The 25,074-nt window shown below is 58.6% G+C and carries 22 protein-coding genes; 12 read left to right on the top strand and 10 right to left on the bottom strand.

The annotated features are described in order from the left end of the window. Positions 1-15 precede the first annotated feature (15 nt). Positions 16-996 carry a glutathione S-transferase family protein gene (locus ACQZ45_RS25405; protein WP_333704559.1) on the top strand — a complete coding sequence of 327 codons (981 nt, stop codon included), beginning with the start codon at positions 16-18 and terminating at the stop codon, positions 994-996. Between the two features lie 4 nt (positions 997-1,000). Here ACQZ45_RS25405 and ACQZ45_RS25410 read toward each other — a convergent pair whose 3' ends face one another. Then, on the bottom strand, positions 1,001-1,903 hold the full coding sequence (locus ACQZ45_RS25410; protein ID WP_004432029.1) for a LysR family transcriptional regulator: 903 nt from the start codon (positions 1,901-1,903) through the stop codon (positions 1,001-1,003). Between the two features lie 215 nt (positions 1,904-2,118). Here ACQZ45_RS25410 and amaB point away from each other — a divergent pair, with 215 nt between their 5' ends. The 4 genes from amaB (at position 2,119) to ACQZ45_RS25430 (ending at position 6,499) form a co-directional block, all read left to right on the top strand. Then, entirely contained in the window at positions 2,119-3,648 is a 1,530-nt protein-coding gene (amaB, locus tag ACQZ45_RS25415) for an L-piperidine-6-carboxylate dehydrogenase (protein ID WP_013762124.1), read from the top strand. 258 nt (positions 3,649-3,906) lie between these two features. Continuing rightward, positions 3,907-4,860 carry an aliphatic sulfonate ABC transporter substrate-binding protein gene (locus ACQZ45_RS25420; protein WP_333704561.1) on the top strand — a complete coding sequence of 318 codons (954 nt, stop codon included), beginning with the start codon at positions 3,907-3,909 and terminating at the stop codon, positions 4,858-4,860. A gap of 23 nt (positions 4,861-4,883) precedes the next feature. Then, positions 4,884-5,663: an ABC transporter permease subunit gene (locus tag ACQZ45_RS25425; RefSeq protein ID WP_013762127.1), complete on the top strand. Its 780-nt coding sequence runs from the start codon at positions 4,884-4,886 to the stop codon at positions 5,661-5,663. 8 nt (positions 5,664-5,671) lie between these two features. Then, positions 5,672-6,499 (top strand): ABC transporter ATP-binding protein, encoded by an 828-nt coding sequence (locus ACQZ45_RS25430; RefSeq protein ID WP_111828528.1) that lies wholly within the window; start codon positions 5,672-5,674, stop codon positions 6,497-6,499. Positions 6,500-6,542: 43 nt separating this feature from the next. Here the strand turns inward: ACQZ45_RS25430 and putA are convergent, their stop codons facing one another. Beyond that, on the bottom strand, positions 6,543-10,229 hold the full coding sequence (putA, locus tag ACQZ45_RS25435) for a trifunctional transcriptional regulator/proline dehydrogenase/L-glutamate gamma-semialdehyde dehydrogenase (RefSeq protein ID WP_333704562.1): 3,687 nt from the start codon (positions 10,227-10,229) through the stop codon (positions 6,543-6,545). Positions 10,230-10,404: 175 nt separating this feature from the next. On the opposite strand from putA, the gene ACQZ45_RS25440 reads away from it, so the two are divergent. Next, positions 10,405-10,875, top strand: a complete 471-nt coding sequence (locus ACQZ45_RS25440; protein ID WP_004432060.1) for an Lrp/AsnC ligand binding domain-containing protein — start codon at positions 10,405-10,407, stop codon at positions 10,873-10,875. Between the two features lie 66 nt (positions 10,876-10,941). Here ACQZ45_RS25440 and ACQZ45_RS25445 read toward each other — a convergent pair whose 3' ends face one another. Next, a complete protein-coding gene (locus ACQZ45_RS25445; protein ID WP_004432061.1) occupies positions 10,942-11,508 on the bottom strand; it encodes an RNA polymerase sigma factor in 567 nt (188 codons plus the stop codon). Then, the gene (locus tag ACQZ45_RS25450; protein ID WP_004432062.1) at positions 11,508-11,714 is read right to left on the bottom strand and encodes a NepR family anti-sigma factor; all 207 of its coding nucleotides are present in this window, start codon (positions 11,712-11,714) and stop codon (positions 11,508-11,510) included. The genes ACQZ45_RS25445 and ACQZ45_RS25450 overlap by 1 nt, the downstream gene beginning before the upstream one ends. A gap of 137 nt (positions 11,715-11,851) precedes the next feature. On the opposite strand from ACQZ45_RS25450, the gene ACQZ45_RS25455 reads away from it, so the two are divergent. Then, positions 11,852-12,646 (top strand): response regulator, encoded by a 795-nt coding sequence (locus ACQZ45_RS25455; RefSeq protein ID WP_004432063.1) that lies wholly within the window; start codon positions 11,852-11,854, stop codon positions 12,644-12,646. A 95-nt stretch (positions 12,647-12,741) separates the two neighbouring features. Then, the gene (locus ACQZ45_RS25460) at positions 12,742-13,731 is read left to right on the top strand and encodes a sensor histidine kinase (protein WP_333704563.1); all 990 of its coding nucleotides are present in this window, start codon (positions 12,742-12,744) and stop codon (positions 13,729-13,731) included. 300 nt (positions 13,732-14,031) lie between these two features. Here ACQZ45_RS25460 and ACQZ45_RS25465 read toward each other — a convergent pair whose 3' ends face one another. Beyond that, a complete protein-coding gene (locus ACQZ45_RS25465) occupies positions 14,032-15,756 on the bottom strand; it encodes a sensor histidine kinase (RefSeq protein ID WP_333704564.1) in 1,725 nt (574 codons plus the stop codon). A gap of 238 nt (positions 15,757-15,994) precedes the next feature. Between ACQZ45_RS25465 and ACQZ45_RS25470 the strand changes: the two genes are divergently transcribed. After that, a complete protein-coding gene (locus ACQZ45_RS25470) occupies positions 15,995-16,570 on the top strand; it encodes a PRC-barrel domain-containing protein (RefSeq protein WP_004432071.1) in 576 nt (191 codons plus the stop codon). 100 nt (positions 16,571-16,670) lie between these two features. On the opposite strand, the gene galE is transcribed toward ACQZ45_RS25470, so the two are convergent. From galE to ACQZ45_RS25490, 4 genes are all read right to left on the bottom strand, one after another. Beyond that, entirely contained in the window at positions 16,671-17,654 is a 984-nt protein-coding gene (gene galE, locus ACQZ45_RS25475; protein WP_065702975.1) for a UDP-glucose 4-epimerase GalE, read from the bottom strand. A gap of 197 nt (positions 17,655-17,851) precedes the next feature. After that, positions 17,852-18,289 (bottom strand): hypothetical protein, encoded by a 438-nt coding sequence (locus ACQZ45_RS25480; protein ID WP_004432075.1) that lies wholly within the window; start codon positions 18,287-18,289, stop codon positions 17,852-17,854. A 9-nt stretch (positions 18,290-18,298) separates the two neighbouring features. Beyond that, positions 18,299-18,643, bottom strand: a complete 345-nt coding sequence (locus ACQZ45_RS25485) for a DUF883 family protein (protein ID WP_004432077.1) — start codon at positions 18,641-18,643, stop codon at positions 18,299-18,301. 67 nt (positions 18,644-18,710) lie between these two features. Continuing rightward, complete coding sequence (locus tag ACQZ45_RS25490; RefSeq protein WP_004432079.1) at positions 18,711-18,944, bottom strand: hypothetical protein; 234 nt, start codon at positions 18,942-18,944, stop codon at positions 18,711-18,713. Between ACQZ45_RS25490 and nspC the strand changes: the two genes are divergently transcribed. Together nspC and ACQZ45_RS25500 are read left to right on the top strand one after the other, a co-directional pair. Then, positions 18,943-20,040 carry a carboxynorspermidine decarboxylase gene (nspC, locus tag ACQZ45_RS25495; protein ID WP_013762135.1) on the top strand — a complete coding sequence of 366 codons (1,098 nt, stop codon included), beginning with the start codon at positions 18,943-18,945 and terminating at the stop codon, positions 20,038-20,040. The genes ACQZ45_RS25490 and nspC overlap by 2 nt on opposite strands. 59 nt (positions 20,041-20,099) lie before the next feature. Then, a complete protein-coding gene (locus ACQZ45_RS25500; RefSeq protein WP_013762136.1) occupies positions 20,100-21,338 on the top strand; it encodes a saccharopine dehydrogenase family protein in 1,239 nt (412 codons plus the stop codon). A gap of 121 nt (positions 21,339-21,459) precedes the next feature. Here the strand turns inward: ACQZ45_RS25500 and ACQZ45_RS25505 are convergent, their stop codons facing one another. Next, entirely contained in the window at positions 21,460-23,307 is a 1,848-nt protein-coding gene (locus tag ACQZ45_RS25505; protein ID WP_112191980.1) for a DEAD/DEAH box helicase, read from the bottom strand. Positions 23,308-23,697: 390 nt separating this feature from the next. On the opposite strand from ACQZ45_RS25505, the gene ACQZ45_RS25510 reads away from it, so the two are divergent. Then, a complete protein-coding gene (locus ACQZ45_RS25510; protein WP_004432098.1) occupies positions 23,698-24,975 on the top strand; it encodes an aspartate kinase in 1,278 nt (425 codons plus the stop codon). The last annotated feature ends 99 nt before the right edge of the window (positions 24,976-25,074 follow it).

Below are 25,074 nucleotides of genomic sequence, written 5' to 3' on the forward strand. Positions count from 1 at the left end.
AATGGAGAGCCCAAAATGCTCGTGGATGGAAAGTGGACCGCCGAATGGCACCCGGTGCAGGCGACCGACAAGAAGGGTGGTTTCGTTCGCCAGACATCCGGGTTCCGCAACTGGGTAACGCCTGATGGTTCAGCAGGCCCGACGGGAGAAGGCGGCTTCAAGGCCGAGGCCGGGCGCTATCACCTCTACGTCGCGCTGATTTGTCCATGGGCCTCACGCACGCTGATCGGCCGCAAGCTCAAGAAGCTCGAGGATGTCATTTCGGTCTCAATTGTGGAGCCGGCGCTCTCCGACGAGGGTTGGAAATTCGGCGATTATCCAGGTTCGGATCGCGACGGGCTGAACGGCTTCGCTTATATGCACGAAGCCTATACCAGCGCCGATCCGCATTATACCGGCCGTGCCACCGTTCCGGTTCTTTGGGACAAGAAGACGAAAACCATCGTCAACAACGAATCCGCCGACATTCTCCGCATGCTGAATTCCGGTTTCGGCGATCTGGCCGATAACGACATCGATCTTTATCCGGAAGATCTGCGGGACGCGATTGATGCGCTCAACGACCATATCTATCCCCGCCTCAACAACGGTGTCTACAGAACCGGTTTTGCCACCACTCAGCTTGCCTATGAGGAAGCCTTTGCCGACGTCTTCGCGACACTTCAGGAACTTGAAACTCGCCTGGCATCAGGCGGTCCCTTCCTCTTCGGCGATCGCCTGACGGAAACGGATGTCAGGCTTTTCGTGACGCTGGTGCGTTTCGATGCCGCCTATTACGGCCTCTTCAAGTGCAACCTTCGCCGCATTGCCGACTATCGGGCCCTGCAGGCCTATATGATGCGGGTGCTGAACATTCCGGGCGTGCGTGACACGGTCAATATCGACCACATCAAGCGCGGTTATTATTCGATCAAGGCGCTCAATCCGACCCGGATCGTGCCGGTCGGCCCCGATCTGCCGGGGCTTGACGAGGTTTCCATCGGCGGCACTGTGTGAATATCTAGGCCGGCTTGCCGACCTGATCGAGAAGCCATGCCTGGAAGGCGCGGGCAAGGACATTGTCCTGCCGCCCTTCCGGCAGGGCGACGTAATAGCTCTTGTCGGTTTGCAGTGGAATGTCGAAGACGATTTCGAGACGGCCGGAGACGAGTTCCGCCTCGATCAGATATTTCGGCAGAAGGGCAAAGCCAATGCCGCTTATGGCTGCTTCAATGATCATCGAAAACTGGTCGAAACGGCTGCCTCTATAGGCATTCTCCGCCGTTACCCCATTCATCTCCAGCCACTCAGTCCATAGTTTCGGCCGTGTGGTCACGTGCAGCAACGGTTGGCGGTTAAAATCCTCCGGCTCTCTCATTCCCGCGCGCTGAAGCAGAGCGGGGCTGGCGACCGGCACGATCACTTCGTTGCATAAAAAGGTGCAGGTGCCGTGCGCCCAGACCGGCTGGCCGTAATGGATGGCGAGGTCGAAACCTTCCTCATCGAAATCGAAGGGGTGCGAGCGCGAGCCTATGGTGATGGTCATTTCCGGGTTGGCGTCGATGAAGCGGTGCAGACGCGGCATCAGCCAGCGGCTGCCGAAGGTTGGCAGGGTGGCGACGGAAAGTGATGCATGAGATGTTCCGGCCGAGACCGCGCGCACCATCAGCTGTTCGGATTGCTGCAACAGGCGCCGCACGTCTGGCAGGAATTTGCGACCCGCTTCCGACAGGACGACGCGCCGGCGGATGCGTTCGAAAAGCTGCATTCCGGTCTGCGCCTCGAGTTCGCCGATCTGCCGGCTGACCGCACTTTGCGTGAGGTTGAGTTCTTCCGCCGCACGGGTAAAATTCCCATGCCTTGCGGCACACTCGAATGCTTGCAGGGTTACGATATCAGGGACCAGTCTTCTGCGCGGATCCATACCATTCTCGCATCAACTTACCCGCTTTCCTCATTGGAAAAGGGTCGTTATGGCCATATATGATTACGGGAAAGAATGGAATGGTGTTTTGCCGGCTTCGACGGAGGCCCCGTTTCACAAAATGATAAATTCGGGGAAAGAACAGCGACGGGAGTTGAAAGCGACGTATCAAAAACGGCCTTTCCTCCCCTTTGAGCCAAAAAGGATAATTTGACATGGATGCGACCACGAAGCTTGACGTGAAACAGGAAGCCGCGGCCCTGCTCGACAGAATGGGCGTCGCCCGCGATCTTTATACCGGCGGCGATATGGCGTCGTTCAGCCCGGTAACGGGTGAACAGATCGCTAGCCTCAAGACCATTTCGGTCGAGGGTGTCGCAGCCGTGGTCGACAAGGCCGATGCCGCCTTCAAGATTTGGCGCAACGTGCCTGCTCCGCGCCGTGGCGAACTGATCCGGCTTCTGGGCGAAGAACTGCGCTCCTTCAAGGCAGATCTCGGTCGGCTCGTCTCGCTGGAAGCGGGCAAGGTCCCGTCCGAAGGTCTCGGCGAAGTGCAGGAGATGATCGATATCTGCGATTTCGCGGTCGGTTTGTCCCGCCAGCTTTACGGCCTCACCATCGCCACCGAACGCCCCGGCCACCGTATGATGGAAACCTGGCATCCGCTCGGCGTTGTCGGCGTTATCTCCGCCTTCAATTTTCCGGTCGCGGTCTGGTCGTGGAACGCGGCGCTCGCGCTAGTCTGCGGCAATTCGGTGGTCTGGAAGCCATCTGAAAAGACCCCGCTGACGGCACTTGCGGTTCAGGGCATCTTCGAACGTGCCGTAGCCCGTTTTGGCGATGCGCCGGAAGGGCTGTCGCAGCTTCTGATCGGCGACCGCGCCGTTGGTGAAGCATTGGTGGACAACCCCAAGGTTCCCCTGGTTTCTGCCACCGGTTCCACCCGCATGGGCCGCGATGTCGGCCCGCGTCTGGCGAAGCGCTTCGCCCGCGCCATTCTGGAACTGGGCGGCAACAATGCCGGCATCGTCTGCCCGTCTGCCGATCTCGACATGGCGCTGCGCGCCATTGCCTTCGGCGCCATGGGCACGGCCGGCCAGCGCTGCACCACGCTTCGCCGTCTCTTTGTGCATGACAGTGTTTACGACCAGCTCGTGCCGCGTCTGAAAAAGGCCTACGCCTCCGTCTCCGTCGGCAATCCGCTCGAAACATCGGCGCTTGTCGGACCGCTGGTGGACAAGGCGGCTTTCGACGGCATGCAGAAGGCGCTCGAAGCGGCCAAGGCGCATGACGGCGTGGTGAATGGCGGCGGGCGAGTGGATACGGGTGCGCCGGATGCCTATTATGTAAAGCCGGCACTTGTCGAAATGCCTGAACAGGCGGGGCCGGTGTTGGAAGAGACCTTCGCGCCGATCCTTTATGTGATGAAGTACAGCGATCTCGATCAGGCGATTGACGCGCATAACGCCGTTGCCGCTGGTCTGTCGTCGTCGATCTTCACCCGTGACATTCAGGAATCGGAACGTTTCCTGTCCTCGGAAGGCTCGGATTGCGGCATCGCCAACGTCAATATCGGAACCTCGGGCGCGGAAATCGGCGGCGCATTCGGTGGTGAAAAGGAAACCGGCGGTGGCCGCGAATCCGGTTCGGATGCATGGAAGGCCTATATGCGCCGCGCCACCAACACCATCAACTACTCCAAGGCGCTGCCTTTGGCGCAGGGCGTTTCCTTCGATATCGAGTAAATCGCTTCGCAAGTTTGCGCATTCGATAGCGATATTGATCCATCATGCCGGTGCGGCCAGTCCGCACCGGCATTCGTCTGTTAAGCAGGCTTGGTAATGCCTCCTGCGATGATTTGCGGGAAAGAGGCGTCTCTGCGGAATTTTATTCCCGCAATATCGCTCATATTGAATTATCCTCTCTCTATCGTTTTCATCGAAAACCCTAGCATTGCTCCATATCGCAAACCGGCCCCAGGGGGTCGGCGACAAGGAGCTAAGATGCCAGCCATTACCCGTCGTGCCCTCTCCGCCAGTTTTCTTGTTGCCGCTGCATTATCCGTGCTGCCCTTGCAGGTGCAGGCGGCGGAAGAGCTGAAGATCGGTTATCAGAAAACCGGCCTGCCGGTGATCGCGAGGCAACAGGGCGTCATCGAAAAGGCGCTTGAGGCCAAGGGCGTCAAGGTTTCGTGGGTCGAATTCACCGCAGGCCCGCCGCTGGTGGAGGCCTTGAATGTTGGCTCCATCAATGTCGGCTGGACGGGCGATGCGCCGCCAATCTTTGGTCAGGCGGCCGGTTCGGCCATCGTTTACGTTGCGGCTCTTCCCTCGAACGGTAAGGGTGAGGCGATCTTCACCAAGCCCGAGAGCGGTATAAAGTCGGTTGCCGATCTGAAGGGCAAGAAGGTCGGCGTCGGCAAGGGCACAAGCGCCCACAATCTGCTGGTGGCGGCAATTGAGAAGAACGGCCTGAAATTTAGCGATATCGACGTGGTCTATCTCAGCCCGGCTGACGCGGCGGCAGCCTTTGCCAGCGACAAGATCGACGCCTGGGCCGTCTGGGATCCGTTCTATGCAATTGCCGAGACGCGCTATAAGCCCGTCACTCTGGCCCGCACCAGCGAGGTTCTCAATGTGAGTACCTATTTCCTCGCCAACCGCGACTATGCCAAATCCCATGCCGACACCATCAATATCACGCTTGATGCCCTGGGCGAGGCGGCCAAATGGTCCGCCGCCAACCGCGACAAGGTTGCGGCAGCCCTGCATGAGGTGACAGGTGTACCGCTGGAAGCGCAGACGCTGGCTGCGAACCGTTCAGAATTCGGTATTTCGAAAATCGATGACAAGATCATTGCCAGCCAGCAGGAAACTGCCGACCGCTTTTATCGCCTGGGCCTGATCCCTAAGCAGATCAGCATCAAGGATGCCGTCTGGTCAGGCGCCACCAACTGATCCCGGATACGGAGGGCTTCGCGATGAGCATCAGAAGGCGTATCGAGGCTGGAAGCATCACGGGCTGGTTGCTTCCTGCCATCATTCTTGCCGGCTGGGAGCTTGCTGCCCGCGTCGGTCTCATTTCGGCAAACGTCCTGCCGGCTCCCTCTGCCGTCGCGGAAGCCTTCTGGCGGCTTTTGCTTTCAGGGGAACTCATCGCCAATATCGGTGTCAGCTCCGCTCGCGCTCTGGCCGGTTTCGCCGTTGGCGGCGCGATTGGTTTCATCTTCGGGCTGGCCAACGGACTGTCGCGGTTTTCCCGCAGCTTTACCGACACGACGCTGCAGATGATCCGCAACATCCCTCATCTGGCGCTCATTCCGCTCGTCATCCTCTGGTTCGGCATCGACGAGGAGGCAAAGCTTTTCCTCGTGGCACTCGGAGTGTTTTTCCCCATCTACATCAACACGCTGCTCGGCATTCAGGGGGTCGATCCGCAACTGGTGGAGATGGGGCGTACCTATGGCATGTCGTCCTTCACCCTGTTCCGGCGGGTGATCCTGCCCGGCGCGCTGCCGTCCATTTTCACCGGCCTGCGTTATGCGCTCGGCATCATGTGGCTGACGCTTATCGTGGCGGAAACGATTTCCTCCTCTTCCGGCCTCGGCTACATGGCCATGCAGGCGCGCGAGTTCCTGCTGATCGATGTCGTCGTGCTGTCGATCCTTATTTACGCGCTTCTTGGCAAGCTGGCGGACAGTTTCGCCCGCTTCCTCGAAAGCATCTTCCTGCAGTGGCATCCAGCCTTCAAGAAAGTCTGAGGTAACCCATGTCGACCAGCAATGTTACGACGTTGAGACGCCCCGATGCCCCATCATCCTCCCCTTCCGGGGCAGAGACCAAGGTTGAACAGCGCGGCAAGCAGAACGACAGCAAGGTCGCTTTCAGCTTCCGCAATGTGACCAAGGCCTTTGGCGATAAACCGGTTCTGCGCGGCATCGATCTCGATGTGCGGGAAGGCGAGTTTCTGGCTATTATCGGCAAGAGTGGATGCGGCAAGAGCACGCTTCTGCGTATCTTGGCCGGTCTTGATGCGCCCACAAGCGGCACCGTTTCGAAAGACGCATCGAGCCGCACTCGCATGATGTTTCAGGAGCCGCGCCTTCTGCCATGGGAGCGGATCGCAAACAATGTATCCGTGGGACTGACCGGCATCGCCAAAGGTGAGGCGGCCAACGAGCAGGCGCTTGCCATTCTCGAAGAGGTTGGGCTAAAGGACCGGGCGGGCGAGTGGCCCTATGTCCTGTCTGGAGGCCAGAAGCAGCGCGTGGCGCTGGCACGCGCGCTGGTGGCGCATCCGCAAATTCTGGCGCTGGATGAACCCCTCGGGGCGCTCGATGCGCTCACCCGCATCGAAATGCAGCTTCTGCTGGAGCGCATCTGGCGCAAGCAGAAATTCACCGCCGTTCTCGTTACGCACGATGTTTCGGAAGCCGTCGCACTTGCAGACCGCATCGTCGTGATTGATGAGGGGCGCATCGCCCTTGATCTCGATGTGAAACTGCCGCGTCCGCGCCGACACGGCACCCCGGAATTCGCGCGGCTTGAAGAGCAGGTTCTGAACCAGCTTTTCGGTCGTGGTGAAATCGGTGGGTGATGTGATGGACCGGCAGGGTCGAGACCCTGCCGGAACCAGATAATCAGCCGATGCTCATCAGGCTGGCATTGCCGCCGGCAGCCGTTGTGTTGACGCTGACGGAGACTTCTTCCACCAGCCAGTCGAGATTGTAGGGCTGGGTTTCACGGTCAAGCGCTTCCGTCGTGGCGGCCTGAACCAGAACCAGAGGACCGGGCAGGGCGGCGATTTTCTTGTTGATCGCAACGACACGTTCCGCATCGCCCTCGATCAGCGCGCCGGCGAAGGGGGCGGATTTTTCCCAGCTGTCAGCCCAGGTGATACGCGAGGTGACGGTTGCCGGCAATCCGTAAATCGACTTTTCCAGCCCCGACGCATTATCGATAACGACCGAGTTGCCGGTGGCAAGCGCTGCCGCAAGTTGGCGATAGAGCCCTTGCTCGGTGGCCGGAATAAGCAGCACCTTGCCGCGCGGATGCAGCGCATAGACGTTGCGTTCGCCGACTGGGCCTGCCAGTTCGGTTTCGAAACCGAGGCCGGAGAGGGCTGCGGCCTGTCTTGCGGCTTCGGCTGCAACGCTCTGGCCGTTTTCATCCAGCCAGCGGGCGAGATCGACAGCCGCCTGGTCCTGCTGGCTGGCAACGCGGTCGATCTTCGGCGCGGTTTGTGTGACGCGGCCGAGATAGAGCGGGCCGCCCGCCTTGGGGCCGGTGCCGGAGAGGCCTCGCCCGCCAAAGGGCTGGACGCCGACCACGGCGCCGATGATGTTGCGGTTCACATAGAGATTACCGGCCGCGACGCGCGACAGGACATGCTGGATGGTATCGTCAAGACGCGTATGCAGGCCGAAGGTCAGGCCATAGCCGGTGGCGTTGATCTCGTCGATCAGCCGGTCGAGATTGTCGCGCTTGAACCGGATGACGTGCAGCACCGGCCCGAAGACCTCCTTCTTCAGATCGGCGAGCGATTTCATCTCGATGATTGTCGGTGGCACGAAGGTGCCCTTGCCGGTTTCGCCGGCAAGCGAAATCTGCTCGATCCGGTGGCCGAGTGCGCGCATGCTGTCAACGTGTTTTTCGATAATGCCTTTAGCTTCAGCGGTGATCACGGGGCCGACATCGACGGAAAGGCTATCGGTGCGCCCGATGCGCAATTCGTGCAGCGCGCCTTTCAGCATCGTCAGGGTGCGGTCGGCCACATCTTCCTGCAGGCAGAGAATGCGAAGCGCCGAGCAACGCTGGCCGGCACTGTCGAAGGCAGAGGCGATGACGTCGGCGACGACCTGCTCGGCAAGCGCTGAGGAATCGACGATCATGGCGTTCTGGCCGCCGGTCTCGGCAATCAGGGGAACGGGCTGGCCGTTTGCGAGAACCCGGCCTGCGAGTTGACCCTGGATGAGGCGCGCCACTTCCGTGGATCCGGTGAACATCACACCCGCCGTGAGCGCTGAGCCGACAAGTGCCGCACCGGTCTTGCCGTCACCTGGCAGAAGTTGCACGGCGTCCTGCGGAACGCCTGCCTCATGCAGCAGGCGCACACCCTGCGCGGCGATCAACGGGGTTTCTTCGGCGGGCTTTGCCAGTACCGGATTACCGGCAACCAGTGCTGCCGTTACCTGACCGATGAAGATGGCAAGCGGGAAGTTCCACGGGCTGATGCAGACGACCGGGCCGAGCGGTGTCTCGTTGGCCTTGAAGGTCTTCCGGGCTTCCGCTGCGTAATAACGCAGGAAGTCAATCGCCTCGCGCACCTCGGCAATGGCGTTTGGCATGGATTTTCCGGCCTCGCGCATGATGAGGCCAAGCAGGGCCGGCATCTCGGCCTGCATCCGGTCGGCAGCGCGCTCCAGGCAGGCGGCGCGCTCCTCGACCGGCGTGGAAGACCAGTTGGAGGCTGCGGCCCTTTGCATTGCCGCCTCGACATCGGCCTCTGTCGGTTCGGTTACATAACCGACGACATCATTGTGGTCGCCGGGATTGAGGACCGGGCGTGTCTTTCCGCCTGCATGCGGTGCTGCGGCTTTCCATTCCGTCGTCGCACCTGCCTTAAGGACGTTGTCCAGCGCGGCAAGTGCCGTTTCATTCGAAAGATCGAGGCCGGCGGAATTTGCCCGTTCGGGGCCGAAGAGACCAGCGGGTGCAGCAATGCGGTCGTGCCGTGCGCCGGGAACGGGGTAAGCCTTGACCACGGTGACCGGATCTTCCAGCAGGGAAGCCACCGGCACGGCGGGATCCGCTATGCGGTTGACGAAGGAGGAGTTCGCGCCGTTTTCCAGCAGACGGCGGACAAGATATGCAAGCAGCGTCTCGTGGGTGCCAACAGGCGCATAAAAGCGGCAGGGACGATCGAGCTTCTTCTTGCCGACGACTTCGCTGTAAAGCGGTTCGCCCATGCCGTGCAGGCACTGGAACTCATAATCACCGAGTTTGAAGTCCGGACCGGCGAGATGGTAGATGGTAGCCATGGACTGGGCGTTGTGGGTCGCAAATTGCGGGAACACGACGTCACGCGCGGCAAGCAGCTTGCGGGCGCAGGCGATATAGGAGACATCCGTGTGCACTTTGCGGGTGAAAACCGGGAAGTCTTCCAGCCCGTCCACCTGTGCGCGCTTGATCTCCGCATCCCAGTAGGCGCCCTTGACAAGACGCACCATGATGCGGCGACCGGCACGTCGGGCGAGATCGATGATGTAGTCGAGAACAAAGGGGCAGCGGCGGCCATAGGCCTGCACAACGAAGCCTAGGCCGTTCCAACCGGCAAGATCCTTGTCGAGCGCCAGTTCCTCCAGAAGATCGAGCGACAGTTCCAGCCGGTCAGCTTCCTCGGCGTCAATGTTGAGGCCGATATCGTATTTCTTGCTGAGCAGCATCAGGGATTTCACACGCGGCAGAAGCTCCGCCATTACCCGCTCTGCCTGCGCACGGGCATAACGCGGATGCAGGGCCGAAAGCTTGATGGAAATTCCGGGGCCACCATAGATGCCACGCCCGGCGGAGGCCTTGCCGATGGCGTGGATGGCGTTTTCGTAGTCCTTGTAATAACGCTCCGCATCCTTGGCGGTGGTCGCTGCTTCGCCGAGCATGTCGTAGGAATATTGGAAACCCTGTTCCTCCAGCGGTTTCGAGCGCTTGATCGCTTCGCCAATCGTTTCGCCGGTCACGAATTGCTCGCCCATCATGCGCATCGCCATATCGACGCCGCGGCGAATGACGGGTTCGCCAGCCCTGGCGATCAGCTTGGTCAGCGCCGCCGAAAGGCCGCTGTCATTGACCGTCGAGGTCAGCTTGCCGGTGATGACGAGACCCCAGGTTGCGGCGTTGACGAACAGCGAGCGCCCGCCGCCAATGTGGGACTTCCAGTCGCCGCGGGCAATCTTGTCGCGGATCAGCGCGTCGCGGGTGGCGGTGTCGGGAATGCGCAGCAGTGCTTCGGCAAGGCACATCAGGGCCACGCCCTCATGGCTGGAGAGCGAATATTCCTGCACCAGCCCCTCGACGCCGGTGCCTTTCGTCTTGGCGCGCAACGCCTCGATCAGCTTGGTTGCCGTGGTGCGAATGGCTGCGGCCTGCTCGGCCGTGACGGTCGCAGCATCGATCAGAGGCGCCAGGCACTCTTCCTCTGGGCGGCGGTAAGCGGCGGTAATTGCTTTGCGCAACGGGCTCTGCTCGCGCACGGGCGGTGCAAAATTCTGGAAAATACCGTTCACCGTCTGCTGCGGGTTTACATCGGCTTTGCTTGCACCATCGGCCATTCTGAAAATCCTGAAAAAGCTGTTGAAAACAGACTGTCAGCGGCAGCGTGTCCTCCGCTCTCCGCTTGTCATTCTGCTGCGTACAATATCATTGCCGTAAAAATTGCTATGGTCCTATTTTGAGGATAGAACAGGCCATATGAACTTTTATTATTCAAAATTGGCGTTAAATCACATGGCAAATAGTCATAAAACAGACGATCTGGACCACTTCGATCTCAAGATTCTCGAGGCCCTCAGCGAAGACGGGCGCATGTCGGTGCTGCAACTGTCGAAAAGGGTCGGCCTCTCCAAGACGCCGTGCCAGACGCGGCTCAAGCGGTTGGTGGATGAGGGTTATATTCTGGGCTTCCGTGCGGTGCTCAATCCGCAGAAACTGGGCGTCGACCATATCGCCTTCGCTGAGGTCAAGCTTTCCGACACACGCGAAAAGGCACTTGAGGAATTCAACACGGCGGTGCGCAAGATCAAGGAGGTGGAGGAATGCCACATGATCGCCGGCGCCTTCGATTATCTACTGAAGGTGCGCACCAGCGATATCCGCAAATACCGAAGGGTGCTCGGCGAAAAAATCTCCAGCCTTCCATCGGTTTCCAACACTTCGACATTCGTCGTGATGCAATCGGTCAAGGAGACCGGTATCTGATAAAGCGGCGAAGAAAAACGGGCAGGCACGAGCCTACCCGTCTAATGCTTTGCGAACTCTGCCAGCTCAGCGCGCGGTGGCTGCGGCGGTAACGGCGCTCATCTGCGCGTCAGGACCGAACTCGTTTTCGTTTTCGATGCCGAGAAGTTCCTGCAGGCGCAATCGCGCGCGGCTGACACGGCTCTTGATCGTGCCAACCGGGCAACCGCAAATCTCGGCTGCTTCTTCGTAAGCAAAGCCGGAGGCGCCAATCAGCAATATCGCTTCGCGCTGATCGTCGGGCAATTTTGCAAGTGCCGTACGAAAATCCTGAAGATCTACCGAACCATGCTGTTCTGGCGGCACCGACAGGCGCGAGGTGTAAACCCCGTCGGTATCCTGTACTTCGCGGCCGGACTTGCGAATCTGGCTATAGAATTCGTTACGCAGGATCGTCACCAGCCATGCGCGCATGTTGGTTCCGGGCTGGAAACTCTCCTGTTTCGCCCAGGCCTTCATGATCGTATCCTGCACAAGGTCGTCAGCGCGATCCCTCGAACGGATGAGTGAGATCGCGAATGCGCGCAGGTTTGGCAGTGCCGCCAGCATTTCCCGTTTGAAATTGTATTCTGTCTGCTCCGGCTCTTTCGCCATCATTCCCCCGAAGCCTTGTCTTTGGCTCTGTTTTCGGCTTCATCGAGTTTCTCGAGAAGATCGAGGAATTTGTCAGGGATGCCTTCTTCCTGAACAGCATCGTAGAGTTCCCTGAGCTTGCGGGAAATCACCGCACGTCCAGAGTGCGGGACCTGAGGGTTGGCCGGATTGTCCGGAGAATCTTGGTCCGATTGAAATATGTTCATAACGTCCGGTATTCCTTTTGTGTCGTGGCAAGAATGCGCGATGAAAAAAATAGTTCCGGCGATCCGGAACTTTTTTTATGATGCGCACGTTGCTATCGTGGGTTTGCGTTGCAGACCGCATGAAAGGGGAGAATTCCATGTCAGTTTCTACACGCATCGCACCGCACCTGCCATATCTGCGCAGGTTCGCGCGTGCCGTTTGCGGCTCTCAATCCACTGGCGATGCCTATGTTGCAGCAACACTTGAAGCTCTGATCGCCGATATCAGCATCTTCCCGCCGACAAGCAACGATCGGGTTTCGCTTTATCAATTGTTCGTATCGATTTTTAGTTCCGTCACGATCAATATAAAGGCCGATGAAAACCTGTCAGGTTGGGAAAAGCGCGCTTCCGCCAACCTCTCTGCGGTACCAGCGCTCGCCCGCCAGGCTTTCCTTCTGACCACGGTCGAAGAGTTCACAGCTTCGGAAGCAGCAGAGGTTCTGAGGGTAACTGAAGCCCAGATCGGCCAGCTGATCGATGAGGCGGCCTCTGAAATCGCCCGCCAGGTTGCCACCGATATCATGATTATTGAGGACGAACCTCTGATCGCCATGGATATCGAGCAGATGGTCACCGATCTCGGCCATCGCGTTACGGGTATTGCCCGCACGCATGCGGAGGCGATCGATCTTTTCAACCGCACGCAGCCGAAGATGATCCTTGCCGACATCCAGCTTGCAGACGGCAGCTCCGGGCTTGATGCCATGAAGGAGATCCTTCAGATGACGTCTCTGCCGGTGATCTTCATTACAGCCTTCCCTGAGCGTCTTTTGACGGGTGAGCGGCCCGAGCCGACATTCCTCGTTACGAAGCCGTTCAACCCGGACATGGTGAAAGCGCTTATCAGCCAGGCCCTGTTTTTCAACGAAAGCTCTCGCGTCGCGGCGTGAAATTTGCCGAAACCGTAGACTGTCCGGGAACAACTACGGTACCCGGACGTTCGCGGTTACGGTCGTGAGGTGATCTCACGGCTTTTTGCAGGGAGATGAATTTGCATCGGCTGGCATGGCATAACGCGGAGAGGAACGAGAGCGAGCTACACGATTCGCTCGTCCTCGCTTTGCTCGATTCGGGCGAGACAGTCATGTTACAAGACTGGAACCGCGAGTATATATTCGTGGCCAATCTGCCGGATGTGTGGCGTCTGCCGACCGATAGCCATCCCACGGATGAGAATGTGTTTGGCACCGATCTTTCAGAGCGGCTTGCCGAACTTAAAAAAGATATGAATGTGGTGGGCAGTCGGGGCATGCTGGAAGTTAATGCCGGCAATGACCGGGTTTTCCAGTTCCAGATCCATTCCACCTTCAACCAGGCGAAGCAGGCGGTGATGAAAACCACCATTCGCGAGGTGACGGCGGAACGGCGGCGCGAGCAGCTTTTGCGCTCGCTGCTGCGCGAGGTCAGCCACCGTTCCAAGAACCTCCTGGCGATCATCCAGAGCCTTGCAGGCCAGACGGCCCGTTTCAGCCTCACCAAGGAAGATTTTCTGCGCAAGTTTCGGGGCCGGTTACACGCTCTTGCCCAAAGTCAGGATCTCATCACGGATTCCGACTGGAGAGGTGCTCGCATATTCGAGCTTCTTCGCCAGCAATTCGATCTCTATGTGCCGGAATATCCTAATCTCATCCACATGGAAGGTGAAAACCTGCTGCTCAATCCGAATGGGGCGCTTTATATCGGTCTGGCTTTCCATGAGCTGGTCGTCAATACGGTCAGCCACAGCGGCAATCTCGCCTATCATCCGCCAATCTCGCTGCAATGCCGACAGGAAGGCGATTTTTGTATCGTTGAGTGGATAGAGCCGATTATGCCATCGAAAGAGCCGGCGCAGGCGAGGCGCGGCAGTTTCGGCAGCGTCGTGCTGGAAAAGGTCGTTCCATCCGCATTGGGCGGGAATGCCGAATATCACCTCACGCCGGAGCGGATCGTCTACCGGCTGAAATTTCCTTCCGGGGACGTCACCGACATTTGAAATTTCGAAATAATGGCCCTCGGCTGGAGACCTGCCTCATAGGCAGTACTTCGGCCGTTTTTGCGAGAACGCAATAAAAAAGCACGGCCCATGAAAGAGCCGTGCTTTTTTATTATGACAGGTTTTCAGGGGTGAAACCTGTTTATTGTCAGCCAAGCTTCAGGCGGGGACGGGGGAATTGCTTGGCCTGCAGTAAAAATGCATCCGCCCTAATTCGGTTCCACTAAAACGTATTTTTTTTGTGGAGGGCGAAATTAGCTGCTTTTCGTCTGCTGGTACGGGGATCCAGCACGCCATTTTTCAAAGCGGGCCTGCCTGATCGGGTCGCTTGGGTATAAAATAGCGCATCGGCGCTTCAAGCGACCATTCGAACCCGGTTTCGCGATACTCCGTCACCACCTGTCCGCCGAATGCGCCTTCCGCATGCCTTTTGATGACCGTGGTACCAAAGCCCTTGCGGCTTGGTTCCTTCGCCGGTGGCCCGCCCGTTTCGGTCCAGACGATATAAATCATCTGACGTCCATCTTTTTCGAGCGGCTTCCAGCTCACCGTGATTTTTCCGAGCGCAACCGACAGGGCGCCGTATTTGATGGAATTCGTCGTCAACTCATGCACCACGAGCCCAAAATTTTGCGCCGCTTCCGGAGAAAGCATGAAATCGTCCCCAGACAGCTCGAAGCGTTCCGAAACGGTGCCGAAAACGTCGAGGTGGGTCTCGATCAGCTTACGGATCGGCAAGCCCTGCCATTGAACCTCCGCCAATGCCCGGATCGACATTCCAAGACCGCGCAGGCGGTGGTCCACCTCTTTCTGGAATTCCGGGATGCTTTTGTTTTCCCGCCCCAATTGCCGGATCATTGCCTGAACCAGCGTCAGAATATTCTTGGAGCGGTGAACCAGTTCGTGCAGCAGAAGTTGCAGCCGTTCTTCCGACTGGCTTCTGTCGAAGGAAGCATTGGAGAGCGCGACGGCAACCTGGTTGGCCTCCTTGATCTTTGTATCGACGGGCGCCACGATCTCGCCTTCACCGATGCGTTCAGCCATGAGCGTGAGATCGCGAATGGAACTGCGCAACTGCCGGCCGACCAGATAGGCGCCGCCGATGGCGATGAGCACCAGCATCGTGCTGCCGATCATCATTTGCCGCCACGTGTCGACCAATGCTGCCTGACTTGCGGCAAGTGGCCCCCACATCACGGTTCGCCATTGCCAGCCCGGCAATTGGGCATAGGCATAGAGGTTACCCTTGTCGTCGAAGAAATTACCGCTGAAGGCCTGCATTTCTGAAAGAATGGCGGGGCTGGCAAATGGCTTGCCCACTTCCACCCCATTCTGCGCACTGGAAACGACAACACGATTGTTACCGTCGATAATGGCGACCGCCCAGTTGCGCGGCAGGTTTTCCGTGGGAATGAGCCGGCTCAGGTCACTTGTATTCTGCGTCAGGATCAGGGCATCTCCGGCGGAACCCAGATTGGGGTCGAGCGGCAAGGTAACGTTGAACACCCATTCCTTGCTTGTCGCGCCGAAAAACATGTCCGAAACGGTGATGCGACGGGATTCGATTGCCTTGGCCAGATTGGCCTCGGCCGGCACCTTGCTGAGAGGCTGGCCAAATGACACCCGGGTATTGAGATACTGTTCGCCTTCCTTGGTAGCCAGAATGGCGTACAGGCCCTCCCGTTTCAGGCTTTCGGCAACACGTCCCTGAAAAGCGGCGAGATTGCCATTCTCGAGTTCCGGGAATTGCGACAGCAGATTGAGGGAGGTGGCGATTTCCTGCAGGCGCCGATCGATGTTGCGGCTAACGACCCTGACATCCTCGATCGTCTCCCGTTGCAGGTCGTCGCGCTTTTCGCTTTCAAGGCGCAGCATCAAGTAGCCGCCGAAAAGGATAAGCGGCAGGGTGATGACGGCTGCCATCACCACCAGATAGGTGCCGATAGAGGCCGTCGGAAAAAAATTCGCACTGCGTCGACGTAAAGCCGAGAACGTGTTTTTCAGTTTTTTGCCGGGTTGAGGCATGCAAAAACTCCGGCAGTTACGGCATTGTTACGTCACGGATAATACCGCGCCATCCTCCTTTAGCAATGCCTGATTTTTTCGTTCGGGAGCCGCAAAATGTCGCAATCGCGTCTATGCGACTGAAAAAATCGGAACCATTTCAATGGTCAGCCCGTTTGCAAAGCGAACCGGTCATGGAGTGGAAAGCGAAATTCGTCACCGCCCGGCCAGTCGAAAACGATGAAAGGAAGGTACGAAAATGGCAAAGAAACTTACGATACTCGTCACCGCCGCCCTGATGGGCACGACGGCTTTCGCGCCGCTTGCCATCGCCCAGGGTACAACCCAGCCAGCACCGGCAAATCCGAGTGCTCAGACCGAACCGGCAACGCCTCCCGCCACCCCGATGGCGCCAGCGGCTCCTCTGGCCAATGATAGCGCGGCCGCGACGACAGGCGGTGCTTACATCACTCAGCAGGGTGAAACGCAGATCAGCGCCAATGATTACATCGGCAAGTCGGTTTATACCGCAGCCGACGAGAGCATCGGTAACGTCACCAACCTCATCATGGAAAAAGACGGCGGTCTCGTCGCAGCCGTGATTGGTGTCGGCGGTTTCCTCGGTATTGGTGCCAAGGATGTCGCGGTGCCTATGGACAAGGTAACGATGACCCGCAACACGCAGGACGGCACCATTCGCCTGACGACGACCGAAACGGCGGAAACGCTGAAGGCTGCTCCGGAATTCAAGACGCTGGAACAGCAGGCCAGCGAAAAGAGCGCGGCAACGCCGGCAGCTCCGGACAGCACCACCACGTCCGCCACCAAGCCCTGATCCCCTTACCTGGGAGGCAGGAGCGGGATCGACCTCAACAGGCGTCCCGCGAGAGACACCGGCCATTGGCCGGTGTCTTTTTGTTTTAAATTGCGTTCGCTCAGTCCCCGGCGTTGCGCGAGGAATGCCAAGCCCAGGCGGATTTGATGATATCAGACAGGGAATAACGCGGCTCCCAGCCCAACACCGCCTTTGCCTTGTCGTTATTGGCGACAAGGGTGGTGGAATCGCCATCGCGGCGGTCGGTATATTCCACCGGGAAGGGGCGGCCGGATACGTCCGAAATCGCCGCCAGCAACTCCTTCACAGTCGTGCCGGTGCCGGTGCCAAGGTTGAGTTCAACCGTTTCACCGCCCGCCAGCAGATAGTCCACTGCACGCACATGGGCGTCGGCAAGATCGAGAATATGGATGTAGTCACGGACGCAGGTGCCGTCGCGGGTGTCATAATCCGTGCCGAACACCTTGAAGCCCTGACGCCGACCGAGTGCCGCCTCGATGGCGAGCGGGATTGCGTGGGTTTCCGGCTTGTGCCATTCGCCGATGCGGCCTTCGAAATCTGCACCTGCGGCGTTGAAATAGCGCAGCATCACCGAGCGCAGCCCCTTATAGGTGCTGTAATCCTTCAGCGCCTGCTCGACTACCCATTTGGTGCGGCCGTAAGGGTTGATCGGCGCCTGGCGGTGCGTCTCGTCAATCGGCACCTGTTCCGGCAAACCGTAGGTGGCGCAGGTGGAGGAGAAAACAAATGCCGTGACCCCGGCATCGATGGCGGCAGACAGCAGGTTGAGCGAACCGATGACGTTGTTGTCGTAGAAGGCCACGGGTTGCTTTACCGATTCGCCGACTTCAATCAGCGCCGCAAAGTGGAGTACGGCCTCCGGCTGGTGCCTGGCGAAAACCTCGTCCAGCCGCGCGCGGTCGCGAATGTCGCCCTGCTCGAAGGGTCCCCAGCGGACGAATTCCTCATGTCCATTGGACAGATTGTCGAAAACGACCGGTTCATATCCCCGCTCAGACAGGAGAAGGCAGGTATGCGAACCGATATAGCCGGCACCGCCGACGACAAGGACTTTCTTCTTCATCAATCGCCTTTCAGAAAAAAACGGGACGTGCGGGAGACTGTATTTCACTTTGTTCAAATAAGGGCGGCGTGGCACTGAGCACCATCAATCAGTCTATCCATCGCGGGTAACATAAAAAAAACTGCGCATCCATGGTCTGGATGCGCAGCAGCAAATGAGAGTTTGACGAAGAGCCTTAAACGCGCCCGAAGGCGTGCCTATTTCTTTTTCCTGGTGTTGGCTCTGGTTGCCAGAAAGCCGGCAGCCATGGCAACGGCGAGCGTCGCGTAGGGGCGCGCCTGGATCGCCAGCGTCAGCAGCGATTGCAGCGCCAGAGGTGCTGCAGTCAAGGGAGCCGCCGTCAAGGATGCGACGGGTCGTCTTGCGGCATAGGCTCTCGGACGTTTGACGATCGCAAGCGCCACCAGCATGATGACACCAAGCAGAAACGCCGTACCGGCTACCACAAGCGCGGCCGGCCCTGCGCCGACATGCCGGGCAAGATAGATGGACCCCGCCACGACAGCCGCTACGAAGGCGATCAGGAAGAATATCCCGGTTAGCACCCAAAGGATTATCGTGGCGCGCAGGCGCCGTGTCACGACGCGTCCTTCACGCTGGGTGTCTCCCAGATAGACCAGCAATGCCTCAAGCATGATGCGGCCTTATCGACGTGTGAGGAGAGCGAGCACGAAACCGACACCAACGGCGATGCCGAGGGACTGCAGCGGGTTCTTCTGGACCTGATCCGTCAGATTGTCGTTCAGCGAGGAAATTTCGTTGCGAACGCTGTCGGCCATCTCGCCGGAAGCGGTCAGTGCGTCGTCGGCCACGCGGGCGGCCTGCGCCTTCAATTCATGCGAGGCTCCAACGCCCAGCGCCTTAACGCTCTTGGCAAGATTTGCCAGATCTTCGCGAAGTTGGGCAAGCTGTGCTGCCACATCGGCTGCATCGCCGTTTTCGAGGGATTGCTGGATCTTGTCGTTGACGCTGCTACGCACGCTTGCCATGGGTGAAGTCCTTCCTGGAACATCGTTGATGGAAATGGCGTCAGGTCAAAAAGACTGCCGCCGCGGATCAATGCCGACGCTTACGAACTTTCGTTGCGGCAGCCGTAAACCCGATTGTCCGCCATTCAAACGCGCCGATGCCCGCTTGGTTCCGCGGCTTGGCGAGTTTTCTCCCGCGGATTTTGCGGCGGGGGCAATTTTCCGGGAATTCGGTGCCGGACATTTGTTTTCCTGTAACAAGCATCATATAAGGCCCATCATCCAGACGGACCTTGACTTCAATCAATATGTGAAACGCCATGCTTCAGACGCCCTATTACCTCATCGACAAGACAAAACTTCTTCGCAACATGGAGAAGATTGCCTATGTGCGGGAAAAATCCGGCGCCAAGGCGCTTCTGGCGCTGAAGTGCTTTGCAACATGGTCCGTTTTCGATTTCATGTCGCAATATATGGACGGCACCACCTCATCGTCGCTTTATGAAGTGCGTCTGGGCCGCGAGAAATTCAGCGGCGAAACCCACGCCTATTCCGTCGCTTATGCCGACTACGAAATCGACGAGGTGATTTCGAACGCGGACAAGATCATCTTCAATTCCATCAGCCAGCTTGAGCGCTTTGCAGAAAAGGCCTCCGGTATCACCCGGGGTCTGCGCCTCAATCCGCAGGTCAGCTCTTCGAGCTTCGATCTTGCCGATCCAGCACGTCCCTTCAGCCGTCTCGGCGAATGGGATGTCGCCAAGGTCGACAAGGTCATGGACCGGATTTCCGGCTTCATGATCCACAACAATTGCGAAAACGGCGATTTTTCGTTGTTCGACCGCATGTTGACGCAGATCGAAGAGAAATTCGGATCGCTCCTGTCGCGTGCGGAATGGGTCAGCCTCGGCGGCGGCATCCATTTTACCGGCGACAACTATCCGCTCGACCAGTTCTGCGATCGCCTGGCGGCCTTTTCGGAAAAATACGGCGTTCAGGTCTATCTTGAGCCCGGCGAAGCGTCGATCACCAAGAGCACGACGCTTGAAGTTACGGTTCTCGACACGCTGTTCAATGGCAAGAACCTCGCCATCGTCGACAGCTCCATCGAAGCGCATATGCTTGACCTCCTGATCTATCGCGAAACCGCCAAGGTTTTGCCGAACGAGGGCGAACATCCCTACATGGTCTGCGGTAAATCCTGCCTTGCGGGCGATATTTTCGGCGACTTCCGGTTCGACAAGGAGCTGAAGGTCGGTGATCGTATCTCCTTTGAAGATGCGGCCGGCTACACCATGGTCAAGAAGAACTGGTTCAATGGCGTGAAGATGCCGGCGATTGCCATCAAGGAACTCGACGGCAGCGTGCGTGCCGTTCGCGAATTCGACTTTGCCGATTTCGAGCAAAGCCTGTCTTAAACCCTGTTTTAACATGAAACGAAGCTGATCCCTGCGGGGAAAAGGAGGCATCACCTGAAATGAAGAAGAACGTTCTGATCATCGGCGCCGGTGGCGTAGCACAGGTCGTGGCGCATAAATGCGCCCAGAACAGCGATGTATTGGGAGACATTCATATTGCGTCACGGACTTTGGAAAAGTGCCGCAAGATTGTCGAGTCCGTACGCGAAAAGAAGAGCCTCAAGACAGATGTGAAACTTGAGGCCCATGCGCTTGACGCGATGGATATCGAGGCGACGAAAGCCTTGATTACGAAAACCGGCGTAGAGATCGTCATCAACGTCGGTTCGGCTTTCGTCAACATGTCCGTTCTTCGTGCCTGCATGGACACGGGTGTTGCTTATATGGATACGGCGATCCACGAGGATCCCACCAAGATTTGCGAGGCGCCGCCGTGGTACGGAAACTACGAGTGGAAGCGCGCTGCCGAATGCAAGGAAAAGGGCGTAACGGCACTGCTCGGCGTCGGTTTCGATCCCGGCGTGGTCAATGCCTATGCCCGCCTTGCCAAGGATGAATATTTCGACAAGGTCACCTCGGTCGATATCGTCGATATCAATGCCGGCAGCCATGGCCGCTGGTTCTCCACCAACTTCGATCCGGAAATCAACTTCCGCGAATTCACCGGTGTCGTCTATTCCTGGCAGAATGGCCAGTGGCAGACGAACCAGATGTTCGAGGTCGGCCAGGAATTCGATCTGCCGGTTGTCGGCAAGCAGAAGGCCTATATGACCGGCCATGACGAAGTGCATTCGCTATCCAAAAACATGGATGGCGCCGATGTGCGCTTCTGGATGGGCTTCGGCGATCACTACATCAACGTTTTCACCGTGCTGAAGAACCTCGGTCTTCTCTCCGAAAAGCCGGTCAAGACTGCCGAAGGTCTGGAAGTCGTGCCGTTGAAGGTGGTCAAGGCCGTATTGCCGGATCCGTCTTCGCTTGCACCCGACTATGTCGGCAAGACCTGCATCGGCGATGTCGTCAAGGGCATCAAGGATGGCAAGGAACGCGAAGTCTTCATCTACAACGTGGCCGACCACAAGGAAGCCTACGAGGAAGTTGGATCGCAGGGCATTTCCTACACCGCCGGCGTTCCTCCGGTCGCTGCCGCCATGCTGATTGCCACCGGCGAGTGGGATGTGAAGCAGATGGCCAATGTGGAAGAACTGCCACCGCAGCCTTTCCTGAACCTTCTGAACAAGATCGGCCTTCCAAGCCGTATCAAGGACGAAAACGGCGACCGCGCCCTGACGTTCTGATCCATCAAGACAATAAAAAGCCCCGCAAAAGCGGGGCTTTTTTTGTGATGAAGTTTGCCGGTTACTTGGCATCATCCTCGGCCTTAAGCCGAGGATTTACCGCACGGTAATGACCCGCGCCTCAGCCCTTTGCCGGCTTCGGTCCGCGCTTTTCGAAAGGCCGGTCCTTCTTGCCTTCGAATTTGGGCTTGTCGCCGAAAGTCCTTTTCTTTTGCCAGGGCTTGTCGTCGCCCTTGCGGTCGTCGGCTGCGCCGCCAGCATTATTGGGTTTGTTGAACTTCCGCTGGGCCGTGGCCGGGCGGGTGTCCTCACGAACACTGCCAGTCATTTCCGGCTTGCCTTCCAGCGCCTTCAGACGAATGCCCTTTTCGAGCATCATGTCCTTGCCGATGGCGGAGGTGAAACGATCAACGGCATCGGCCGCCAGTTCCACAAAGGTCTCCGTCTGCTGCATGCGGATGGCGCCGATATCCTGACGGGTGATCTTGCCGAAGCGGCAGAGCATGGGGATGAGCCAGCGCGGTTCGGCGCTCTGCTTGCGGCCCACCGAAAGCGAAAACCAAGCGCTGTCGGAAAAGTCGGAACGTTCACGGCGCGGCGCGTCGTTTTCAGGGGTTTCGAAGCTGTCGCGGCGCGGTTTGCGGGTATTGTCCAGCGCGACTTCGGTGATGTCTTCCGGGGCGGAACGTCCGGCGTGATAAAGGCGCACGAAGGCGGCTGCTACTTTTTCCGCGCCATGCTGCTCGAGCAGCTGCTTGACGAAATCACGCTCGTCATCGGCCACGGCCTCGGTGAGAGCCGGGTCGGCCAGGAGACGGGCGCCGTCGCGTTCAACGATCTCTTCGACCGAAGGCGGGCGAACCCATGCTGCGCTGACCTTGGCACCTTCCAGAAGGCGTTCGGCCTTGCGGCGCTGGTTGACAGGCACCACGATGGCGCTGACGCCCTTTTGCCCGGCGCGGCCGGTACGGCCGGAACGGTGGAGAAGCGTTTCCGAATTGGTCGGCAGGTCGGCGTGGATAACCAGTTCAAGGCCAGGCAGGTCGATGCCGCGTGCAGCAACGTCAGTCGCCACGCAAACCCGGGCGCGACCGTCACGCATTGCCTGAAGCGCATGCGTGCGTTCGTTCTGGGTCAGTTCGCCTGACAGAGCCACGACGGAAAAGCCGCGATTGTTCAGACGGGCCGTCAGATGGTTCACGGCCGCACGGGTGGAGCAGAAAACGATGGCGTTGCGGGCTTCGTAAAAGCGCAGCGCATTGATGATGGCGTTTTCGCGGTCGGAGCCGGTCACCAGCAAGGCGCGGTATTCGATGTCCACATGCTGCTTCTGTTCTGAGGCGGTGGCGATGCGAACGGCGTTCTTCTGGTAGCTTTCGGCAAGCTTGGCGATGCTGCGCGGGACGGTGGCCGAGAACATCAGCGTGCGGCGGTTATCCGGCGATTCTTCCAGAATGAATTCCAGATCTTCGCGGAAGCCGAGATCGAGCATCTCGTCGGCCTCGTCCAGTACCACGGCGCGTAGCGACGACAGATCGAGCGCGCCGCGCTTGATGTGGTCGCAGAGGCGGCCGGGGGTGCCGACGATAATATGCGCGCCGCGCTCCAGTGCGCGTCGTTCGCTGCGGATATCCATGCCGCCAACACAGGACGCAATCGATACGCCGGCGAATTCATAAAGCCATTCCAGCTCGCGCTTGACCTGCATGGCCAGTTCGCGGGTTGGTGCAATGGCGAGTGCCAGCGGCGCGGAAGCCTGGCCGAAACGGGTGTTTTCCGACAGTAGCGTGGTCGCGAGCGCAATGCCGAAGGCAACTGTCTTGCCGGAGCCGGTCTGCGCGGAAACCAGCGCGTCCTTGTCGGCGAGTTCCGGCGAAAGCATGGCCTTCTGCACGGGGGTCAAATCTTTGTAGCCGCGTTTTTCCAACGCCTGCGCGATCGCCGGGGCGATACCCTGGGTGTCTGTCATCTACCGTCTTTCGGATATGAAGCTGCCTGCATCCGCCCGAAACCAATAGGTCCTAAAGTCTCCGGGGCAGCCGATGCAGGCCATTACGGCCATTTGGCCGGTTGCATTGCCGCGCTCCATACTGCGAATAGGCCCGTTTGTACAGTGCACTGCGGTACGCTCTTTCACAGCGCCGCATGCGGTCGCCTATTCTATCCCGACATCTTCTTTCGCCGGGGCTATAAAAAAAGGCGTACCGCATGGTTCATAAACGGCATTGCGTGCCCCCCGCCTTTTCGCTAAGAGACCCGCAACTTGAGGCTCTTTATCAAAAAAAGAGCCGACTGGGTTTGTTCTTGTCCGCACCTGAAAAACGGCTGGCGGAAAAAAGGGATGGTACTGGTCAAGGCTATGGCTCGCATTGTCATGAAATTCGGCGGCACGTCCGTCGCGAACCTCGAACGCATTCACAATGTCGCACGGCATGTGAAACGCGAAGTGGATGCCGGCCATGAAGTGGCCGTGGTCGTTTCCGCCATGTCCGGTAAAACCAACGAGTTGGTGGACTGGGTGCAGAATGCTGCGAAGGTGGCTGGCGCCAACGCCGCCTCCTTTTACGATGCACGCGAATATGACGCGGTCGTTGCATCCGGCGAGCAGGTAACATCGGGTCTTCTGGCGATCACGCTGCAATCCATGGGCATCAATGCGCGCTCATGGCAGGGCTGGCAGATTCCGATCCGCACAGACAACGCACATGGTGCCGCCCGCATTCTCGAGATTGACGGTTCGGATATCGTTCACCGCATGGGCGAGGGCCAGGTTGCCGTTGTTGCCGGTTTCCAGGGCATCGGCCCGGATAACCGCATTGCGACGCTCGGTCGCGGCGGTTCGGACACATCAGCCGTTGCCATCGCCGCCGCCGTCAAGGCGGACCGTTGCGATATCTATACCGATGTCGATGGCGTCTATACCACCGATCCGCGCATCGAGCCCAAGGCTCGCCGCATGAAGAAGATCGCTTTCGAGGAAATGCTCGAAATGGCGTCTCTCGGTGCGAAGGTTCTGCAGGTTCGCTCCGTCGAGCTTGCCATGGTACACAAGGTGCGCACCTTCGTTCGCTCCAGTTTCGAGGATCCCGATGCGCCGGGCATGGGCGACCTCATCAACCCGCCCGGTACTTTGATTTGTGACGAGGAAGAAATCGTGGAACAGGAAGTCGTAACCGGCATCGCCTATGCCAAGGATGAAGCACAGATCTCGCTGCGCCGCGTGGCCGACCGTCCGGGCGTCTCCGCCGCGATCTTCGGGCCACTGGCCGAAGCGCATATCAATGTCGACATGATCGTGCAGAACATCTCCGAAGATGGGTCGCGCACCGACATGACCTTCACCGTTCCTTCTGGCGACGTTGCCAAGGCTCTGCGCGTTCTGGACGAGAACAAGGCCCAGATCGGCTTCGACGTTGCGCAGAACGAGACCGGCCTTGCCAAGGTTTCGGTCATCGGTATCGGCATGCGCAGCCATGCTGGCGTTGCTGCCAGCGCCTTCAAGGCGCTTGCCGAGAAGAACATCAACATCAAGGCCATCACCACCTCCGAGATCAAGATTTCGATCCTGATCGACGGTGCCTATGCCGAACTGGCCGTTCGCACTTTGCATTCTGCTTACGGTCTCGATAAGAACTAAGCTCGAGACATCGGTTCCCGATGCTCCGATTCTTCGGGGTTGCGTTCTTCCGATGTGGCGTTTCATGAAAGCGTGTCCCTTGCGGGACGCGCTTCTCGC

It is taken from the genome of Agrobacterium sp. 16-2014-1-2a, assembly GCF_053522705.1.